Raw genomic sequence first — 17,564 nt, 5'->3', positions numbered from 1 at the left:
TCGCAGGCCGGACGACTTACCGGAGTTCAGCCCGCTGCGAGAGGACCTGCCATGACCTCGACCGCCGAACCCACCTTGGCGCGCCTGCGCACCCAGCTGTCCGGAACGGTGCTCACCGCCGGCGAAGCGGGTTACGACGTCGCCCGGTCGGTCTGGAACGGGGAAATCGACCGCTACCCGGCCGTCGTCGTGCGGCCCGCCGGGCCCGCGGACGTGGCGACGGCGCTCGGGTACGCGCAGGACGCCGGGCTCGACGTCTCGGTGCGCGGCGGCGGGCACAACTACGGCGGCGCCGCGGTCGTGGACGGCGGCCTCGTCATCGACCTGAGCTCGCTCGACGCGATCAGCGTCGACCCGGCGAGCCGGACCGCGCGCTGCGGCGGCGGGGCGACCTGGGCCCAGCTCGACGCCGCCACGCAGGAGCACGCGCTCGCGGTGCCGGGTGGCACGATCAGCCACACCGGCGTCGGCGGGCTGACCCTCGGCGGCGGCTTCGGCTGGCTCACCGGCAAGCACGGGCTGTCGTGCGACAACCTCCTTTCGGCCGAGGTCGTCACCGCCGGCGGCGAGATCCTGCGCGCGTCCGCCGCGGAGCACGCCGACCTGTTCTGGGCGCTGCGCGGGGGTGGCGGCAACTTCGGGGTCGTCACCGAGTTCGAATTCCGGGTGCACCCCGTGGGCCCGATCGTCCACCTGGGACTGTTCTTCTGGGACCTCGACGACGGCGTGGCCGCGCTGCGCCAAGCCCGCGAAGTGCTCGAGAGCCTGCCCGGCGAGATGGGCGCGCTCGTCGCCGGGCTGAACGCGCCGCCCGCGCCGTTCGTCCCCGAGGCCTACCACTTCCGGCCCGGATACGCCCTGTTGATCGCCGGGTTCGCGGGGGAGGAGCAGCACGCCGAGGCGATCCGGGCGGCGCGCTCGGGGCCGGCACCGCTGTTCGAGTTCGTCTCGCCGATCCCGTACGTCGAGCTGCAGCAGATGCTCGACGGCGCGGCGCCGTGGGGCATCCTCGGCTACGAGAAAGCCACCTACGCCGACGGGTTCACCGACGAGGTCATCGACGTGATCGCGGACTTCCTGCCGCGCAAGACGTCGCCGATGTCGATCATGCCGATCTTCTCGATGCGCGGGGCGTTCACCGAGGTCGCCGCCGACGCGACGGCGTTCGGCGGCCCGCGTCGGCCGAGCATCCTGGTCAACATCGACTCGATCGCGGCCGAACCGGAGCCGTTCGCCGCGGACCGCGCGTGGGTGCGGGAGTTCTGGGCCGCCCTGGTGCCGTTCTCGTCCAATCCGGCGGGTTACGTCAACTTCATGGCCGAGTACGAAGAGGACCGCGTCCGGACGTCGTACGGCCCGGCGAAGTACGCGCGGCTCGCGCGGATCAAGGCGGAGTACGACCCGCAGAACGTGTTCCACCACAACGCGAACATTCCGCCCGCGAAGTGAGTCAGCCGGCGATGCCGGCGCTGGTTCACGTGGGTCTGCACGGTCGCCCCGCTCACTGCCAGCGTGCGTCCACTGTGGACTCGACGTCGGCGTCGCCGGTGAGGAATCCGTGAGCTCCGCGAGCAGCGCGGCCGGCAGCGCTGCGTCGTCGGCGTAGGTGGCGAGCACGATGACCTCCGTGCCCGGGTGCCCGCCCGGTCGTCGTCATTTCGGATCCTCCGAGGCGTGCTTGTACGGAAAATGTACCGACGCGGGCTTGGCTTCGTGGCGTCAAGTTGTCCCGTTTGCCAGGAGGTTTCCCCATGTCCAGGTTGCGACGGCTCGCCCTGCTCGCCGCCGCCGCGGCGCTGCCCGCGCTCGGCCTCACCCTCGCCGGCCAGGCACCCGCCTCGGCCGCGCCGAACTTCCAAGTGCCGTTCAAGTGCGGGGTCACCGTGGACGCGGCGACCTTCAGCGGCCACAGCCCCGAATACTCCGTCGACTTCCAGAAGTCCGGCATCACGGGCATGCCCGTGCTCGCCGCGGCGTCCGGCACCGTGACGCGGGTGGAGGACAAGGGCAGCACCAGCTACGGCAAGTGGATCGAGGTCGACCACGGCGGCGGCTGGAAGACCCGGTACGCGCACCTGTCGGTGCAGGAAGTCTCCGTCGGCGCGTCCGTGGCCGGCGGCCGGGAGATCGGCAAGGCCGGCGCGACCGGCGGCGTCACCGGGCCGCACCTGCACTTCGAGGAGATCCTCAACGGCGCGGTGCAGAAGGCCAAGCTGAACGGTGTCGCGGTGCCGTACTACGCGCACACGAACTTCACGAGCAAGAACAACTGCGGCGGCAACCCGTACTCCGCCGAAGAGGTTTGCGGCGACGGCTTCTCCGTCGTGGACGAGCAGGCGCTGGCCAACTCGTCGGGCACCGCCTACCTGCTGTACAACGCTGCCACCAAGGCGAACTGCGTGACCACGCTGAAGGCCACGTCGCTCGGCACGGCCAGCGAGGTTTCGGCGTTCCTCGAGGTCCAGGGCGCGACGCGGGCGACCGATTCCGGCAGCTTCACCTACTACGCCGGGCCGGTCAAGAAGACCGCCGACTCGACCTGCGTGAAGTGGGGCGGTTCGGTGGGCACCAACACCTACGAGAGCGGGTTCGAGCACTGCGGCTGAGCCTGTCCGGCCGGTGGGGCCGGGCAGCATAGCCCGCCCCACCGACAGGAATGCCCCGCCCGGCCCCCGCCGGGCGGGTTTTGTCCACATCGGCTCCGCCGATCCACAGATTTGCCGCCACCGCCCCATCCGGCCCCGTCCTGCCCCACCGTGGAGGCATGACCACTGCCACCCCGCCCGGCCGGCCGCCGGCCGACCTCCGAAACCCCGCGCAGCTGCTGGCCGCGCTCCCGTACCTGATCGGGTTCCGGCCCGCAAAGTCGGTCGTGCTGGTCGGCCACCGGGCACCCACGGGCCACGAACCGGGCTTGGTGCTGCGGGGCGACCTGCCGCGCCGCGAAGACCGGGTCCGCCAAGCGCGGGCGCTCGCGCCGCGCTTCGCCGCGGGCCGGCACCTCGGCGTGACGCTGGTGATCGTCGGCGGACGGCGAAGATCCGGCAGCCCACCGCCGCACCGGGGTTTCGTCGATGAACTGGCTGATGCGCTGGGGGAGTTCGGTCTCCCGGTGCTGCACGCCCTGTGGACGACGGGCATCACCGCGGGCGCACCGTGGGCGTGTTACGTCGAGGTGAGCTGCTGCGGCTCGCTGCCGGATCCCCGGGCCACGGTGCTGGCGGCGGCCGCCACCGAGTGCGGCACGGTGGCGTTCGACAGCCGCGAGGAGCTCGAGGCGCTGCTCGCCCCGCGTTCACCGGAAGCACTCGCCCGCCGCACGGACCGCCTGGCGCGGCTGCCGTCCCCACCGTGGCCCGACGCCACCTGCGTCTCCGACGCGGCGTCGGTGATCCGCGACGCGTTCGACCGCCGGCGGCGCGGCGAGGGACCGCCGACCGACGAGGAAGCCGTCATGCTGGCGAGCGCTCTGAAGCTGCCCGAGATCCGCGACGTGTGCCTCGCGATGGCGGTGCCGCCGGAGACAGCGGCAGCACGGGAAGCGGAGCACCTCTGGCTGACACTGGTTCGGGAGATCCCGCCCCCCGAACGAGCGGAAGCGGCGGCCCTGCTGGGCTTCACGGCGTACATGCGCGGCGACGGCGCCTTCGCGGGCATGGCCCTGGAGAACGCGCTGGAAGCGGCACCGGGCCATTTGCTGGCCACGCTGCTGAAGAGGGTCTTGGACCGAGGCACGCCACCAGAAGTGCTGCGCGGCCTGGCCGCGGCGGCCGGCCAGTTCTCCGGTTTCGGCCTGGACCCGGTGGATTTCGACGCGGGCCAGGCCGTGTGAGGCGGCGGGCGGCTCGGCGGGCTCGGGCGCAGGGCCTCGGCCCGCCGGCCGCAGGTGGCGCGGGTTCAGCCCCGGCGCGACTGGGCGAACTCCCAGGCGTCCCGCACGATCTCCGTCAGGTCGGTGCGTTCCGGCTTCCAGCCCAGCTCCTCGCGGGCCCGGTCGCTGGCCGCCACGAGCACCGACGGGTCGCCCGCGCGGCGCGGGGCCACCGCGGCCGGCACCGCGTGGCCGGTGACCTCGCGGCAGGCCTCGATCACCTCGAGAACGGAGAACCCGGTGCCGTTGCCCAGGTTGTAGATGCGGTGCTCGCCCGCGGTGGCGTGCTTCAGCGCCAGCAGGTGCGCGTCCGCGAGGTCCACGACGTGGATGTAGTCGCGGACCGCGGTGTGGTCCCGCGTCGGGTAGTCGTCGCCGAAGATCTGGATGCGGTCACGGTCGCCCGTGGCGACCTGGAGAACGAGAGGGATGAGATGGGTTTCCGTGGTGTGGCGCTCACCGAAGGCGCCGTACGCGCCCGCGACGTTGAAGTAGCGCAGGCTGACCGCGGCCAGGCCGTGCGCGCCGGCGAAACTGGTGATCGCGGCGTCGATGGCGAGCTTCGTGGCGCCGTAGGTGTTGGTCGGCCGGGTCGGCGCCGTCTCCGGGATCGGCGACTGCTCCGGCTCGCCGTAGGTCGCCGCGGTCGAGGAGAACACCAGCCGGGGCGTGCCGTGCTCGCGCATGGCCTCGAGGAGCCGCAGCGAGGTGACGACGTTGCCTTCCCAGTACTTCGCCGGGTCCGTCATCGATTCGCCGACCAGCGACTTGGCCGCGAAGTGCAGCACGCCGTCGAAGCCCTCGCGCAGCAGGCTGCCCGCCACCTCGGCGGCGTCGCCCTCGACGAACCGCGCGTCCGGGTGGACGGCGTCGGCGTGCCCGGTGGACAGGTCGTCGACGACGGTGACCTGGTGCCCGGCTTCGACCAGCCGGGCGGCGCAGACACTGCCGACGTACCCGGCTCCGCCCGTCACGACCAGCTTCAGGGCGTTGCTCTGCTCCGACACATCCAGGCCTTTCTGCCGAGGGTGGTGACTGTGCTTTCCGGCCCGGCCCGACGCAGGACACCCGGGCGAGACGGGCTGACCGGACCAAGTCTCAGTCTTCCCCTTCGCCGACGCGCGGGTCCGCGCGGGGGTTGCCCCGGGCGGACCCGCGCGGCGTCAGAGCTCGTCGCGGCCGGCGCCGCGGGAGGGCACCGCCGTGAACATCCGCGGCCGCCGGTAACCGGCCTTTTCGTACGCCGCCTCGACGGCCGCCTTGACCCGCTCCAGGTCGGCGTCGCGGACCAGCGCGATCGCCGAGCCGCCGAAGCCGCCGCCGGTCATCCGCGACCCGAGGGCGCCGGCCTCGCGCGCGGAGTCGACCGCGAGGTCCAGTTCGGCCGTGGAGATCCGGTAGTCGTCGCGCATGCTGACGTGCGAGGCGTCCAGGTACGGCCCGATGTCGGCCAGCCGCCCGGCCCGCAGCAGCGCGACCGTCTCGAGCACGCGCTGGTTTTCGGTGACGACGTGCCGCACCAGCGGCACCAGGTCGTCCGGCAGCCGGTCGAGGGCGTCGGAGAGACCCTCGACGGTGACGTCGCGCAGCGCCTTCACCCCGAGCAGCTCGGCCGCCCGTTCGGTGCCGCGGCGGCGCTCGCCGTACCCGCCTTCGGCGTGCGAGTGCTTGGTGCGGGTGTCCATGATCAGCACCTGCAGCCCGGCCTCGGCGAGGCCGAACGGCACCTGCTCCTGCTCGCCCGACCGCACGTCGAGGAACAGCACGTGGGACTCGGTGCAGCAGAGGGACGCCGTCTGGTCGAGCAGGCCGGTGGGGGCGCCGACGAAGTCGTTCTCCGACCGCTGCACCCACCGCGCGACCTGGGGCCGCGTCGGGACGTCGGTGCGGCTGCCGTCCAGCTCCAGGCCGGCCAGCCCCAGCAAGGCCAGCGACACCGCGCACTCGAGCGCGTGGGAGGAGGACAGGCCCGCCCCCGACGGCACGTCCCCGGCGACGACCAGGTCGGCCCCGCTCGTGAAGCCCTGGTCGCGCAGCACCCAGGCGACCCCCGCCGGGTACGCGGCCCACCCGTCGACGCTGCCCGGCGCCAGGTCGGCGATCTTGAGCTCGCCGGAGCGCTGGAGCTGGCCGTCGTCGCCCAGGGTGGCCACGGACAGGACGCCGTCCTCGCGGGGCGACGCCGCCGCGGCCAGCCGGTGCGGCAGGGCGAACGGCAGCACGAAGCCGTCGTTGTAGTCGGTGTGCTCGCCGATCAGGTTGACGCGGCCGGGCGCCGACCAGACGCCGGCCGGCGCGGTGCCGTGGACCGTGCGGAACGCCGCCACGGCGTCCGAAGCGGGGCTCATCGGGCCTGCGCCAGGACGGCGTGCAGCGCGGAGCTGGCGACCTGGGCGGTGGTGTCCCCGCCGGTGACCTCGATGGTGGCGCCGTTGGCCTTGCCGACGGTGACCGTGCCGCCCGGCACGATGCCGACGGACTTGAGCTCGGTCATCAGCGACTCGTCCAGCTGGACGTGCTCGGCGATGCGCCGGATCTCGACGCGGCCGCCCCCGGTGCGGGCGAACTCGTCGAGCCGGACCAGGTCGGCCTCCGCGGGCGGCGCGGGGTCGCCGTCGCCCAGCTTGTCCAGGCCGGGGATCGGGTTGCCGTACGGGGAGGTGGTCGGGTGGTCGAGCAGCTTGACCAGCTTGCGCTCGACGGCCTCGCTCATCACGTGCTCCCACCGGCACGCCTCGTTGTGCACGTGCTCCCACTCGAGCCCGATCACGTCGACGAGGAGGCGCTCGGCCAGCCGGTGCTTGCGCATCACGGCGATGGCCAGTTCGCGGCCGTGGTCGGTCAGCTGGAGGTGCCGGTCGTCGGCGACCACGACCAGCCCGTCACGCTCCATCCTGGCGACGGTCTGGCTCACGGTCGGGCCGCTCTGCTGCAGGCGCTCGGCGATGCGGGCACGCAGCGGAACGACACCTTCTTCTTCGAGCTCGTAGATGGTACGCAAGTACATCTCGGTGGTGTCGATGAGATCGTTCACGCTGTCCCCTTCGTCCGCGTTGCTCATCGTAGTCGTTGACCCCGGCAGTGGCGGCGGGCCTCGGGCGTAACAACTCGCCGGTGGGGGATATGTCCGCACCCCGGCGCGGCCGCGCGGGCGGCCGCTGGAAGATGGGAGGCATGCGTCCGCTGATCAGCACCACCGAACTCGCCGCCGCGCTGACCGGCGCCGACGGCGCGGCCCGGCCCGTGGTCCTCGACGTCCGCTGGCGGCTCGCCGGCCCGCCCGGCGCCGAGTCCTACCGGGAGGGGCACGTGCCCGGCGCGGTGTTCGCCGACCTCGACCGCGTGCTCGCCGGCGAGCCGGGCGAGGGCGGCAGGCACCCGCTGCCCGACCCCGCTGACCTGCAGCGCGACCTGCGCGCGGCCGGCGTCCGGGCGGGCGCACCGGTGGTGGCCTACGACGACGCCGACGGTTCGGTGGCGGCGCGGGCGTGGTGGCTGCTGCGCTGGGCGGGCCACGACGAGGTCGCGGTCCTCGACGGCGGTTACGCGGCGTGGACCGCGGAGGGCCACCCGGTCAGCACCGAGCCGGCGCGGCCGGAACCGGGGGACATCACGGTCCGCCCGGGCGGCATGCCGGTGCTGGACGCGGACGAAGCGGCGGCCCTGGCCCGCGACGGTCTGCTGCTCGACGCCCGGGCGACTCCGCGCTACGCGGGCGAGACGGAGCCGATCGACCCGCGCGCGGGTCACATCCCGGGCGCGGTCAACGCCCCGTTCGCGGCCCACACGGACGACGAGGGCCGCTGGCGCGCACCCGAGCAGCTGGCGGCGAGGTTCGCGGACCTGGGCCTGCGCCCGGCCGAGCCGGTCGGCGCGTACTGCGGCTCAGGGGTCACGGCGAGTTCGGTGGTGCTGGCGCTGGAGCTGGCGGGCCACCCGGGCGCGGGACTGTACGCGGGCTCGTGGTCCCACTGGTCCCGAGACCCGAACCGCCCGGCGGCGACGGGCACCCTCCCCGGCTGAGCCAAGCCCGCCGTGGCCGCCTGGGATGCGGCGGCGCCCACCCGCGAGTCCGGCCGCCGGCACCCACCCCGGCGATCGGCCGGGACCCCCCCGCCAGTCCGGCCGCCGGCACTCCACCCCGGCGATCGGCCGTCGGGATTCCGCCCGCGAGTCCGGCCGCCGGCACCCGACCTCGGCGACCGGCCACCGTGACCCCGCCCGCGTCCGGCCGTTGGGACCCCGACCCCGGCGATCGGCCGCCGGGACCCCACCCGCGCGTTCAGCCGCCGGCACCCCCACCTGGTCGCACCTGGTCGGCCACCCGGCCGGCGGCGCCACGTCCACTCCCGGCTGAACCACCCCCGCCGAACCGGTGCCGGTCCGCGCCGGGCGGAGCATTCCCGCGCCGTTTCCAGTCCACGGATCCGCGCGATCGGCACTACAGTCGGACGGTATGTCGCCGGCCGTTGTTTGGGACCGTGCCCTGCTGGGCTATGACCTGGGTGGGGACCACCCGTTCAACCCCGTCCGGCTGGAGCTCACCGTCCGGCTGGCCGGCGAGCTCGGCGTGCTCCAGGACGTCGAACTGCTCGTCCCGACCGCTGCCGGGGACGAAGAGCTGCTGCGGGTCCACGCCCCCGAATACCTCGCCGCCGTGCGGGAGGCGCCGCTCGTCGGGTGGGAGGTCGGGCACGGGCTGGGGACCGCCGACAACCCCGTCTTCTCCGACATGCACGACGCCTCCGCCCTCGTCGTCGGGTCGACGCTGCTCGCCGCCCGCAAGATCGCCGAGGGTGCGGCCACCCGGGCCGTCAACATCGCCGGTGGCCTGCACCACGCCATGCGCGACCAGGCGGCCGGCTTCTGCGTCTACAACGACTGCGCCGTCGCCATCTCGTGGCTGCTCGACCACGGCTTCGACCGCATCGCCTACATCGACACCGACGTCCACCACGGCGACGGTGTCCAGGCCGCCTTCTACGACGACCCGCGCGTCCTCACCATCTCGATGCACCAGCACCCCTTCACGCTCTGGCCCGGCACCGGCTACTCCGCCGAGACCGGCCGCGGGAAGGCCGACGGCACCGCGGTCAACGTCCCGCTCCCGCCGCGCACCCGGGACCCCGGCTGGCTGCGCGCCTTCAACGCCGTCGTCCCCTCGCTGCTCGCCGACTTCGAACCGCAGCTGCTGTTCACCCAGTGCGGCGTCGACTCCCACGAAGAAGACCCCCTGGCTGACCTGTCGCTGTCGGTCGACGGGCACCGCGCCATCTACACCACCCTGCGCGACCTCGCCGAGACCTACGCCGGTGGCAAGTGGATCGCCGTCGGCGGCGGGGGCTACCAGCTGATCCGGGTGGTTCCGCGATCCTGGACGCACCTGATCGCCACCGTCCTCGACCGGGACGTCGACCCGGCGACGCCGCTGCCGCCCGGCTGGGTCGCCACCGTCGCCAAGGCCGCCCCGCACGCCGAGCTGCCGCGCGCGATGACCGACGACCGCGACACGGAGTTCAAGCCGTGGGGCGACGGCGAGGACGACCCGGTCGACGTCGCCGTCCGGGACACGCGCCGCGCCGTCTTCCCCCTGCACGGCCTCGACCCGGACGACCCGAGGGACTGACCATGGCCGGACGGGATCCCTTCGACTACCCCCGCGACTGGGAGGCCGACGTCGTGCTGTCCGACGGCGGCACCGTCCACCTGCGGCCGATCGTGCCCACCGACGCCGACGGCCTCGTCGCCTTCCACGCGAAGCTCTCCGAGCGCACCCGCTACTTCCGCTACTTCGGCGCCTACCCGCGGATCCCGGAGAAGGACCTGAAGCGGTTCTCCACGGTTGACCACCACGACCGGGTCGCGTTCGCCGCGTTCCTGGGCCACGACATCGTGGCCGTCGGCCGGTACGAACGGCTCGACCACGGGCCGTCGGCGGAGGTCGCCTTCGTCGTCAGCGACGCCCACCAGGGCCGCGGGCTCGGCTCGATCCTGCTCGAACACCTCGCGGCGGCCGCGTCGGAGTGCGGGCTGCGCCGGTTCGTCGCCGAGGTGCTCGCCGAGAACGCCGCCATGGTGCGGGTGTTCCGCGACGCCGGGTACCAGGTCAGCCGCGAGATCGAGGAAGGCGTGCTGCACCTCGAGTTCGACATCGACCCCACCGAGGAGTCCCTCGCCGTGGCGCGCTCGCGCGAGCAGGCGGCCGAAGCGCGCAGCGTGCACAACCTCCTGCACCCGTCCTCGGTCGCGGTGATCGGCGCGTCCACCGAACCGGGCAAGGTCGGCCACGTCGTCTTCGTGAACCTGCTGGCCGCCGCGTTCACCGGCACCGTCTACCCGGTCAACCCGGAGCACCACTCGGTCCGCGGTGTCCGCGCGTACCCGTCCGTACTGGACATCCCGGACCCGGTGGACCTCGCTCTGGTCGCGGTGCCCGCCGAAGCCGTCGAGTCCGTTTTGGACGCTTGCCTGGCGAAGGGCGTCAAGACGCTGCTGATCGTCTCCGGCGGCTTCGCCGAGTCGGGCCTGTACGGCCTGCACGCCGAGCTGCGGCTGGTCGGGGAGGCACGGGCGCACGGCATGCGCGTGGTCGGCCCGAACGCGCTCGGCGTGCTGAACACCGCGCCCGGGATCCGCCTGAACGCCACGCTCGCGCCGCGGCTGCCCGGCCGCGGGCGCACCGGCTTCTTCTGCCAGTCCGGCGCGCTGGGCACCGCGATCCTGGCCGACGCCGAGGCGCGCGGCCTCGGCCTGTCGACGTTCGTCTCGGCCGGCAACCGCGCCGACGTGTCCGGCAACGACCTGCTCCAGTACTGGGAGACCGACCCGGACACCGATCTGGTGCTGCTGTACCTCGAGTCCTTCGGCAACCCGCGCAAGTTCGCGCGGCTGGCCAGGCGGCTCGCCCGGACGAAGCCGATCGTCGCGGTGAAGTCGGGGCGGCACGCGGTCCGGCCGCAGCTGGCGGCGACGTCGACGGAGATCGACGAGGCCAGCGTGCAGGCGCTGTTCGAGCACGCCGGCGTCGTGCGGGTGGAGTCGCTGGCGCAGCTGTTCGACACCGCGCTCGTCTTCGCCCACCAGCCGCTGCCCGCCGGCCCGCGGGTCGGCATCGTCGGCAACTCCAGCGCGATCGGGCTGCTGGCCGCCGACACCGCGCGGATGCAGGGCCTGCGGCTGGCGTCGGACCCGGTGGACGTCGGCCCGCAGGCCCCGCCGGAAGAGTTCGCCAAGGCGGTCCGCGAGGCGCTCACCTCGCCGGACACCGACGCGCTGGTCGTCGTGTTCGCGCCGCCGGTGGCGATCCCCGGCACCGCGTACGCGCGCGCCCTGCGGGAGACCGTCGTCGAACTGGGGCAGCGCAAGCCGATCGTCTCGACGTTCCTCGCCGCCGAAGGCGTCCCGGACGAACTCGCCGTCTTCTCCGGCGATGGCGTGCCGACGCGGGGGTCGATCCCGTCGTACCCGAGCCCCGAACGCGCGGTGAACGCCCTCGCCCGGGTCGTGCGGTACGCGGCGTGGCGGCAACGCCCGCAAGGCACGCTGGCGCGGCCGCAGGGGATCCACACCGAGCAGGCGCAGGGGATCGTGCGCGAAGTCCTGGAGGCCGACGGCGGCAAGACGACCCTGCTCTCGGATGCCGAAGTCGTGCGGTTGCTGGATTGCTACGGCATCGACGTGGTGCCCTTCCGCATTGTGTCCACTGGGGACGAAGCGGTCGCGGCGGCGGGTGAGCTGGGCTACCCGGTAGCGCTCAAGGCGGTCGACGAGCGGCTGCGCGGCCGGCCCGACCTGGCCGGCGTGCGGCTCGACCTGTCCTCCGAAGACTCGGTGCGCACCGCCTACTCGACGCTGCGGGAGATCTCCCACGACGACGACGTGTACGTCCAGCGGATGGCCCCGAAGGGCTTGTCGTGCGTGATCGGGCTGCAGGACGATCCCTCGTTCGGCACGCTCGTGTCGTTCGGGCTGTCCGGGCTGGTCAGCACGCTGCTCGGGGACCGCGCCTACCGGGCCGTGCCGCTCACCGACGTCGACGCCGCGACCCTGCTGCGCGAGCCGCGGACGGCGCCGCTGCTCACCGGCTACCGCGGCGACGAGCCCGCCGACCTCGCCGCGCTGCAGGACATGGTGCTGCGCGTGGCCGCATTGGCGGAGGACAACCCGGAGGTGCGGTCGCTGGTGCTCGACCCGATCCTGGCGTCGCCGGACGGCGCCTTCGTCGCCAACGCCCGCCTGGTGCTGGGGCCGCCGCCGTCCCGGCCCGACACCGGCCCGCGCCGGCTGCGCGCGATCAACCCCCAGGACTGAGCATGGCCTCGCTGACCGAGCTGCTGACCCGGCACACCGGCGACCTGCCGGGCGCGGTGGCGCTCGTGGCGCACGGCGACCAGGTCGAAGCCGCGGCGGCCGGCTCGGCCGACGCCGAGGGCATCGTGCCGATGGCGCGGGACTCGCTGTTCCGCATCGCGTCGCTCACGAAGCCGATCGTGGCCGCGGCGGTCCTGCTGCTCGTCGACGACGGCGAGCTGGCGCTGGACGACCCGGTGGCGCGGTGGCTGCCGGAGCTGGCGTCGCCGGTGGTCGTCCGGACGCCGGCGGGCCCGGTCGACGACGTGGTGCCGGCCGTCCGCCCGATCACGGTGGCCGACCTGCTCACCTTCCGCTGCGGGTACGGTCTCGCCGCCGACATGACCCTGCCCGCGGTCGAGCTGCTGCTCCAGGTGGTCGGCCATCCCGCCGCGTCGCCGCGGGGCCTGCCGCGGGACCAGTGGCTGGCGGCCCTGGCGCAGGTGCCGCTGCTGCACCAGCCGGGGGAGGCGTGGCTCTACGACACCGGCTCGGACCTCCAGGGCGTGCTGATCGCGCGGGCCTCCGGCCGTCCGCTGCCGGACTTCCTGGCGGAGCGGTTGTTCGAGCCGCTGGGCATGGCCGACACCGGGTTCTCCGTGCCGACCGCCGCGCTGGGGCGGCTCACCAGCGCGTACCGCCGCGGTGAGGAAGGACTCCGGCTGATCGACTCGCCGGAGGGGCGGTGGAGCAGCCCGCCGGCGTTCCCCTCCGGCGCGGCGGGCCTGGTTTCGACCGTCGACGACCTGCTGGCGTTCGCGCGGTTCCTGCGGGACGAGGGCACGGCAGGCGGCCACCGGCTGCTGACGCCGGAGTCGGTGCACCGGATGACCACCGACCACCTGACGCCGGCCCAGCGGGAGTCCGCGCGCCTGTTCCTGCACGGCCAGGGCTGGGGGTTCGGCGGTTCGGTCGACGTCGACCCGAAGGAGCCGTGGGAGGTCCCGGGCCGCTTCGGCTGGGTCGGCGGCGCGGGGACGGCCCTGCACCTGGTCCCGGCGACGGGCACGATCTCGGTGCTGCTGACCCAGGTCGAGCTGATCAGCCCCGAGCCCACCCCGCTGATGCGGGAGTTCTGGACCTACGCGGCCAAGCCGTGAATGCCACCTTCACGGACGTCAGGTCCCTCAAGGTGGCATTCACGGACTTGGGCTAGGGGGTGCCGGCGAGGAGGTCGCCCAGGGTCAGCAGTTGCGGAGTGGCCGGGCCGAGCTCGAACTCCAGGCGCTTCGCCGCCGTGAAGTAGCGGTGCACGACGTGGTCGACGTCGATGCCGACGCCGCCGTGGACGTGCACCGCCGTGTGGGCCACCCGGTGGCCCGCTTCCGCCGCCCAGAACTTCGCCGTCGCCACCGCTGCGGCGGCCGGGACGCCGGAGGTCAGCTGCCACGCGGCCTGCTGCGCCGTCAGGCGGACCGCCTCGACGTCCACGTACGCGTCCGCCAGGCGCTGGCGGACCGCCTGGAACCCGCCGATGACGTGGTCGAACTGCTTGCGCTCGGCCGCGTACGCCGCCGTCAGCTCCAGCGCCCGCTCGACCACGCCGAGCTGCTGCGCGCACACGCCGACCGTCCCGCGCAGGCGCAGCCACTCCCCGATGTCGCCGAGCGAAACCCCGGGCACGGCGGTCAGTTCCAGCAGGCACGCGTCCGCGTGGTCGACTGTTTGCTGCGGCCGCACCATGACGCCCGGAGCCGCCGCGTCCACCAGGAACACCTCTCCGGAAGCGGCGACCAGGAACCCGTGCGCGAACGCCCCGAACGCCACCGCCGACCGCGAACCGGACACCCGGCCGTCCGCAGCGGTGAACCCGCCGAGCGCCACGGCCAGGACCCGCTCGCCGCGCAGCACCGGCAGCGCCCAGCGGTCCACCAGTTCGGGGGTGCCGAACTCGGCCAGCGCCGACGCCGCCATCGTGATCGACGGCAGGTAGGGGACCGCCGCCACCGCGCGGCCGATCTCGGTCAGCACCGCGCACTGCTCCAGCAGCCCGAACCCGCCGCCGCCGAGCGACGACGGCAGGCCCGCGTCCAGCACGCCCGCCTGGCCGAGCGCTGTCCACGAGACCGCGTCGAAGCCGCCGGTGCCGTGCGGGTCGTGGGTGGCCTTGTCGGCGAGCAGCCGCCGGGTCAGCGCGCCGAGGTCGGCCGACGCTTCGGAAGGGGTGAAGTCCACGGGTGCTCCTAGCGCGTGACGGGCAGGCCGAGGGCGGTGGCGGCGATCATGTCCCGCTGGATCTCGTTGGTGCCGCCGCCGAAGGTGAGGATCAGCGCCGACCGGTGCAGCCGTTCGATCCGCCCGGCCAGCAGCGCGCCCGGCGAGCCTTCGCGGACGACGGCGGCCGCGCCGAGCACCTCCATCAGCAGCCGGTAGGCCTCGATCGCGAACTCCGTGCCGAACACCTTCGTCGCCGACGCGTCGGCCGGGCCGAGCTCACTGGCCGCGGCGGCCCAGGCGATCCGCCAGTTCCGCAGCTTCAGGTACTCCGCGCCCGCGTGCACCCGGGCGAGGTGCAGCCGCACCCATTCGTGATCGATGGCGCCGGTCTCCTTCGCCCACGCCAGCACGTCGGCCAGTGCCTTGCGGATCGGCGCCGCCGACGTCAGCGCGACGCGCTCGTGGTTGAGCTGGTTGGTGATCAGCGGCCAGCCCGCGTTCTCCTCGGCGACGCGCGCCGACATCGGCACGCGCACGCTGTCGTAGTAGGTGGCGCTGGTGCCCGCGCCGGCCACCGTGTGCACCTTGGTCCACGAGAAGCCGTCCGACGACGTCGGCACGATGAGGATCGACAGCCCTCGGTGCTTCTTCGCCGAAGGATCGGTCCGGACCGCGAGCCAGACGTAGTCGGCGTACTCGATCAGGCTCGTCCACATCTTCTGCCCGGTGACGACGTATTCGTCGCCGTCGCGCTCGGCGCGCGTCCGCAGCGACGCCAGGTCGGTGCCGGCCTCCGGCTCGGAGTAGCCGATCGAGAAGTGCAGCTCGCCGGCGGCGATCTTCGGCAGGTAGAACGCCTTCTGTTCTTCGGTGCCGTAGCGCATGATGGTCGGGCCCACGGTGTTGACCGTGAGGAACGGGACCGGCACCCCGGCGACGGCCGCTTCGTCGGTGAAGACGAGCTGGTCGAGCATCGGCCTGCCCTGTCCGCCGTACTCGGGCGGCCAGCCCAGCGCCAGCCAGCCGTCCTTGCCCAGCTGCCGGACGATCTCCTTGTACGCCACGCCATCGCCGTATTCGCCGCCACCCGGCCGGAGGCCTTCCCGCCGCTCGGGCGTCATCAGTTCGGCGAAGTACTCCCGGAGCTCCACCGCCAATGCGCGCTGCTCCGGCGTGTAGTCGATCCGCACCCGTCACCTCGATCCGGCGTTATACTAGAACCTGTTCTAGTTGTACCAGGACTCACGTGGCGGAGGAAGCATGGAGATCGGCGTCGATCGTTCGCTCTGCGAGGCGAACGCGGTGTGTCTCGGGATCGCGCCGGACGTCTTCGACCTCGACGACGAGGAGGAACTCGTCATCCAGCCGGGCCCGGTCCCGGCCGATCGAATAGAACAAGTTACAGATGCGGTCAAAGGTTGCCCTAAGAACGCCCTGTTCATTGCCAGTTAGCACTGTTCACTGAACCCTTGCGGTAAGGGAGAACAGATTCTACTCTAGGCGCGAGATCCAGGACTCGACGAGGAGGCCCGCGGTGACCCTGACCGGCAGGACGGCGATCGTGACCGGCGCGGCCGCGGGGCTGGGACGGGCGGAAGCACTCGCCCTCGCCGCGCGAGGCGCCACTGTCGTCGTCAACGACATCGCCGAGCCGAAGGACGTCGTCGCCGAAATCGAAGCGGCGGGCGGCAAGGCCGTCGCGGTCGCCGGTGACATCGGGGAGCGGGCCACCGCCGACGCGCTCGTGGCCGCCGCGCTCGACCTCGGCGGGCTCGACATCGTGGTCAACAACGCGGGCGTGCTGCGCGACAAGATGCTGTTCTCGATGTCCGACGACGACTGGGACACCGTCCTGCGGGTGCACCTCCGTGGCCACTTCCTGTTGTCCCGCAACGCCGCGAAGCACTGGCGCGACCGGTCCAAAGCAGACGGACGACCGGTGTACGGACGCCTGGTCAACACCGCGTCCGAGGCCTTCCTCATCGGCTCGCCCGGCCAGCCCAACTACGCCGCGGCGAAGGCGGGCATCACCGCGCTCACCATGTCGGCCGCCCGCGGCCTGGCCAAGTACGGCGTCCGCGCCAACGCGATCTGCCCGCGCGCGCGGACGGCGATGACCGAGGACGTGTTCGGCGCGGCTCCCGCCGAGGGCGCCGATCCGCTCTCGGTCGAGCACGTCGCCCCCTTCGTCGCCTACCTCGCCTCCCCGGCGGCCGAGCACGTCAACGGCCAGGTGTTCGTCGTCCACGGCGGCACGGTCGCGCTGGTCGAGCCCCCGAGGATCGAGCAGCGCTGGAAGCTCGACGAGCTCGAAACGTCCCTCACCACTTTCTTCGCCGACCGCGACCCCGGCCGGATGTTCGCCGCCACCGAGATCCTGGGAGAGTCATGAGGCTGGACGGGAAGATCGCCCTGATCACCGGCGCCGCGCGCGGGCAGGGCGAGGCCGCCGCGCGCGCGTTCGTCGCCGAAGGCGCGCGGGTGGTGATCGCCGACATCCTGGACGACGAGGGCAAGCAATTGGCCGCCGACCTCGGCGAGCACGCCGTCTACCAGCACCTGGACGTCGGCAGCGAGGACGACTGGGCCGCCGCGATCGAGCGCACCACCACCGAGTTCGGCGCGCCGAACGTGCTGGTCAACAACGCGGGGATCCTCCATTTTTCGGAGCTGGGCAAGACGACGCTGGCCGATTACGAACGCGTGATCCGGGTGAACCAGATCGGGGCGTTTCTCGGGATGCGTTCGGTCGTTGAACCGATGACCGCCGCCGGCGGTGGCTCCATCGTCAACGTGTCCTCTGTGGAGGGTCTGGCCGGGATGCCCTACCTCGTCGCCTACACCGCGAGCAAGTTCGCGATCCGCGGCATGACCAAGGTCGCGGCGATGGAACTCGGCAAGAAGCACATCCGCGTCAACTCGGTGCACCCCGGGGCGATCGACACCAAGATGGTCGAGACCGCGGCGGGCGGCCAGAAAGTCGACATGTCGTACGTCGGGAAGAAGGTCGCCCTGCGGCGGGTCGGGCAGCCCGAGGACATCGCCAAGCTGGTGTTGTTCCTGGCCAGCGACGAGAGCGCGTATTGCACGGGAGCGGAGTTCGTCGCGGACGGCGGGGCCACCGCCACGCACGCCCTCAACTTCTAGTTAACACCGCTAACGAAAAGCCGGAACCGGGTGTGGAGAA

Annotated in this window: 15 protein-coding genes; 10 read left to right on the top strand and 5 right to left on the bottom strand. The window is 72.9% G+C overall.

Features of this window, described 5'->3' with window-relative positions; genetic code table 11:
• Positions 1-51 precede the first annotated feature (51 nt).
• From AB0M80_RS17140 to AB0M80_RS17130, 3 genes are all read left to right on the top strand, one after another.
• On the top strand, positions 52-1,449 hold the full coding sequence (locus AB0M80_RS17140) for an FAD-binding oxidoreductase (RefSeq protein WP_364565165.1): 1,398 nt from the start codon (positions 52-54) through the stop codon (positions 1,447-1,449).
• Positions 1,450-1,751: 302 nt separating this feature from the next.
• Positions 1,752-2,606 (top strand): M23 family metallopeptidase, encoded by an 855-nt coding sequence (locus tag AB0M80_RS17135; RefSeq protein ID WP_364565162.1) that lies wholly within the window; start codon positions 1,752-1,754, stop codon positions 2,604-2,606.
• Positions 2,607-2,764: 158 nt separating this feature from the next.
• Entirely contained in the window at positions 2,765-3,832 is a 1,068-nt protein-coding gene (locus tag AB0M80_RS17130) for a DUF4192 domain-containing protein (protein WP_364565159.1), read from the top strand.
• Between the two features lie 65 nt (positions 3,833-3,897).
• On the opposite strand, the gene galE is transcribed toward AB0M80_RS17130, so the two are convergent.
• From galE to AB0M80_RS17115, 3 genes are all read right to left on the bottom strand, one after another.
• Positions 3,898-4,878 carry a UDP-glucose 4-epimerase GalE gene (gene galE / locus AB0M80_RS17125; RefSeq protein WP_364565157.1) on the bottom strand — a complete coding sequence of 327 codons (981 nt, stop codon included), beginning with the start codon at positions 4,876-4,878 and terminating at the stop codon, positions 3,898-3,900.
• 156 nt (positions 4,879-5,034) lie between these two features.
• Entirely contained in the window at positions 5,035-6,219 is a 1,185-nt protein-coding gene (gene galK / locus AB0M80_RS17120) for a galactokinase (protein ID WP_364565155.1), read from the bottom strand.
• The gene (locus tag AB0M80_RS17115) at positions 6,216-6,932 is read right to left on the bottom strand and encodes a metal-dependent transcriptional regulator (RefSeq protein ID WP_091307717.1); all 717 of its coding nucleotides are present in this window, start codon (positions 6,930-6,932) and stop codon (positions 6,216-6,218) included. The genes galK and AB0M80_RS17115 overlap by 4 nt, the downstream gene beginning before the upstream one ends.
• Before the next feature lie 113 nt (positions 6,933-7,045).
• Here AB0M80_RS17115 and AB0M80_RS17110 point away from each other — a divergent pair, with 113 nt between their 5' ends.
• The 4 genes from AB0M80_RS17110 to AB0M80_RS17095 all read left to right on the top strand — a co-directional run bounded on the left by AB0M80_RS17110 (position 7,046) and on the right by AB0M80_RS17095 (position 13,320).
• Positions 7,046-7,894, top strand: coding sequence for a sulfurtransferase (locus AB0M80_RS17110; RefSeq protein ID WP_364565152.1), 849 nt, complete (start codon positions 7,046-7,048; stop codon positions 7,892-7,894).
• 433 nt (positions 7,895-8,327) lie between these two features.
• Positions 8,328-9,497, top strand: a complete 1,170-nt coding sequence (locus tag AB0M80_RS17105; protein ID WP_364565149.1) for an acetoin utilization protein AcuC — start codon at positions 8,328-8,330, stop codon at positions 9,495-9,497.
• Positions 9,498-9,499: 2 nt separating this feature from the next.
• Complete coding sequence (locus AB0M80_RS17100) at positions 9,500-12,181, top strand: GNAT family N-acetyltransferase (protein ID WP_364565146.1); 2,682 nt, start codon at positions 9,500-9,502, stop codon at positions 12,179-12,181.
• Positions 12,182-12,183: 2 nt separating this feature from the next.
• Positions 12,184-13,320 (top strand): serine hydrolase domain-containing protein, encoded by a 1,137-nt coding sequence (locus AB0M80_RS17095; protein ID WP_364565143.1) that lies wholly within the window; start codon positions 12,184-12,186, stop codon positions 13,318-13,320.
• 52 nt (positions 13,321-13,372) lie between these two features.
• Here the strand turns inward: AB0M80_RS17095 and AB0M80_RS17090 are convergent, their stop codons facing one another.
• Together AB0M80_RS17090 and AB0M80_RS17085 are read right to left on the bottom strand one after the other, a co-directional pair.
• Entirely contained in the window at positions 13,373-14,395 is a 1,023-nt protein-coding gene (locus tag AB0M80_RS17090; RefSeq protein WP_364565140.1) for an acyl-CoA dehydrogenase family protein, read from the bottom strand.
• An 8-nt stretch (positions 14,396-14,403) separates the two neighbouring features.
• The gene (locus tag AB0M80_RS17085; protein ID WP_364565137.1) at positions 14,404-15,567 is read right to left on the bottom strand and encodes an acyl-CoA dehydrogenase family protein; all 1,164 of its coding nucleotides are present in this window, start codon (positions 15,565-15,567) and stop codon (positions 14,404-14,406) included.
• A gap of 70 nt (positions 15,568-15,637) precedes the next feature.
• Here AB0M80_RS17085 and AB0M80_RS17080 point away from each other — a divergent pair, with 70 nt between their 5' ends.
• The 3 genes from AB0M80_RS17080 to AB0M80_RS17070 all read left to right on the top strand — a co-directional run bounded on the left by AB0M80_RS17080 (position 15,638) and on the right by AB0M80_RS17070 (position 17,524).
• A complete protein-coding gene (locus tag AB0M80_RS17080) occupies positions 15,638-15,829 on the top strand; it encodes a ferredoxin (RefSeq protein WP_364565135.1) in 192 nt (63 codons plus the stop codon).
• A gap of 82 nt (positions 15,830-15,911) precedes the next feature.
• Positions 15,912-16,769: a 3-oxoacyl-ACP reductase gene (locus tag AB0M80_RS17075; RefSeq protein ID WP_364565132.1), complete on the top strand. Its 858-nt coding sequence runs from the start codon at positions 15,912-15,914 to the stop codon at positions 16,767-16,769.
• Positions 16,766-17,524: a glucose 1-dehydrogenase gene (locus AB0M80_RS17070; RefSeq protein ID WP_364565129.1), complete on the top strand. Its 759-nt coding sequence runs from the start codon at positions 16,766-16,768 to the stop codon at positions 17,522-17,524. Before AB0M80_RS17075 ends, AB0M80_RS17070 begins: the two co-directional genes overlap by 4 nt.
• The last annotated feature ends 40 nt before the right edge of the window (positions 17,525-17,564 follow it).

Origin of the sequence: Amycolatopsis sp. NPDC051045 (assembly GCF_040682955.1) — a bacterium.
Classification (GTDB): Bacteria; Actinomycetota; Actinomycetes; order Mycobacteriales; family Pseudonocardiaceae; genus Amycolatopsis.
Note: the sequence above shows the minus strand (reverse complement) of the source record. Positions and strands in the feature narration are given on the sequence as shown.

Excerpts from the sequence above, each read along its gene's own strand:
- AB0M80_RS17140 (WP_364565165.1), top strand. The coding sequence starts at position 52 with ATGACCTCGACCGCCGAACCCACCTTGGCGCGCCTGCGCACCCAGCTG.
- AB0M80_RS17135 (WP_364565162.1), top strand. The coding sequence starts at position 1,752 with ATGTCCAGGTTGCGACGGCTCGCCCTGCTCGCCGCCGCCGCGGCGCTG.
- AB0M80_RS17130 (WP_364565159.1), top strand. The coding sequence starts at position 2,765 with ATGACCACTGCCACCCCGCCCGGCCGGCCGCCGGCCGACCTCCGAAAC.
- galK (WP_364565155.1), bottom strand. The coding sequence starts at position 6,219 with ATGAGCCCCGCTTCGGACGCCGTGGCGGCGTTCCGCACGGTCCACGGC.
- AB0M80_RS17115 (WP_091307717.1), bottom strand. The coding sequence starts at position 6,932 with ATGAGCAACGCGGACGAAGGGGACAGCGTGAACGATCTCATCGACACC.
- AB0M80_RS17110 (WP_364565152.1), top strand. The coding sequence starts at position 7,046 with ATGCGTCCGCTGATCAGCACCACCGAACTCGCCGCCGCGCTGACCGGC.
- AB0M80_RS17105 (WP_364565149.1), top strand. The coding sequence starts at position 8,328 with ATGTCGCCGGCCGTTGTTTGGGACCGTGCCCTGCTGGGCTATGACCTG.
- AB0M80_RS17100 (WP_364565146.1), top strand. The coding sequence starts at position 9,500 with ATGGCCGGACGGGATCCCTTCGACTACCCCCGCGACTGGGAGGCCGAC.
- AB0M80_RS17095 (WP_364565143.1), top strand. The coding sequence starts at position 12,184 with ATGGCCTCGCTGACCGAGCTGCTGACCCGGCACACCGGCGACCTGCCG.
- AB0M80_RS17080 (WP_364565135.1), top strand. The coding sequence starts at position 15,638 with ATGGAGATCGGCGTCGATCGTTCGCTCTGCGAGGCGAACGCGGTGTGT.
- AB0M80_RS17070 (WP_364565129.1), top strand. The coding sequence starts at position 16,766 with ATGAGGCTGGACGGGAAGATCGCCCTGATCACCGGCGCCGCGCGCGGG.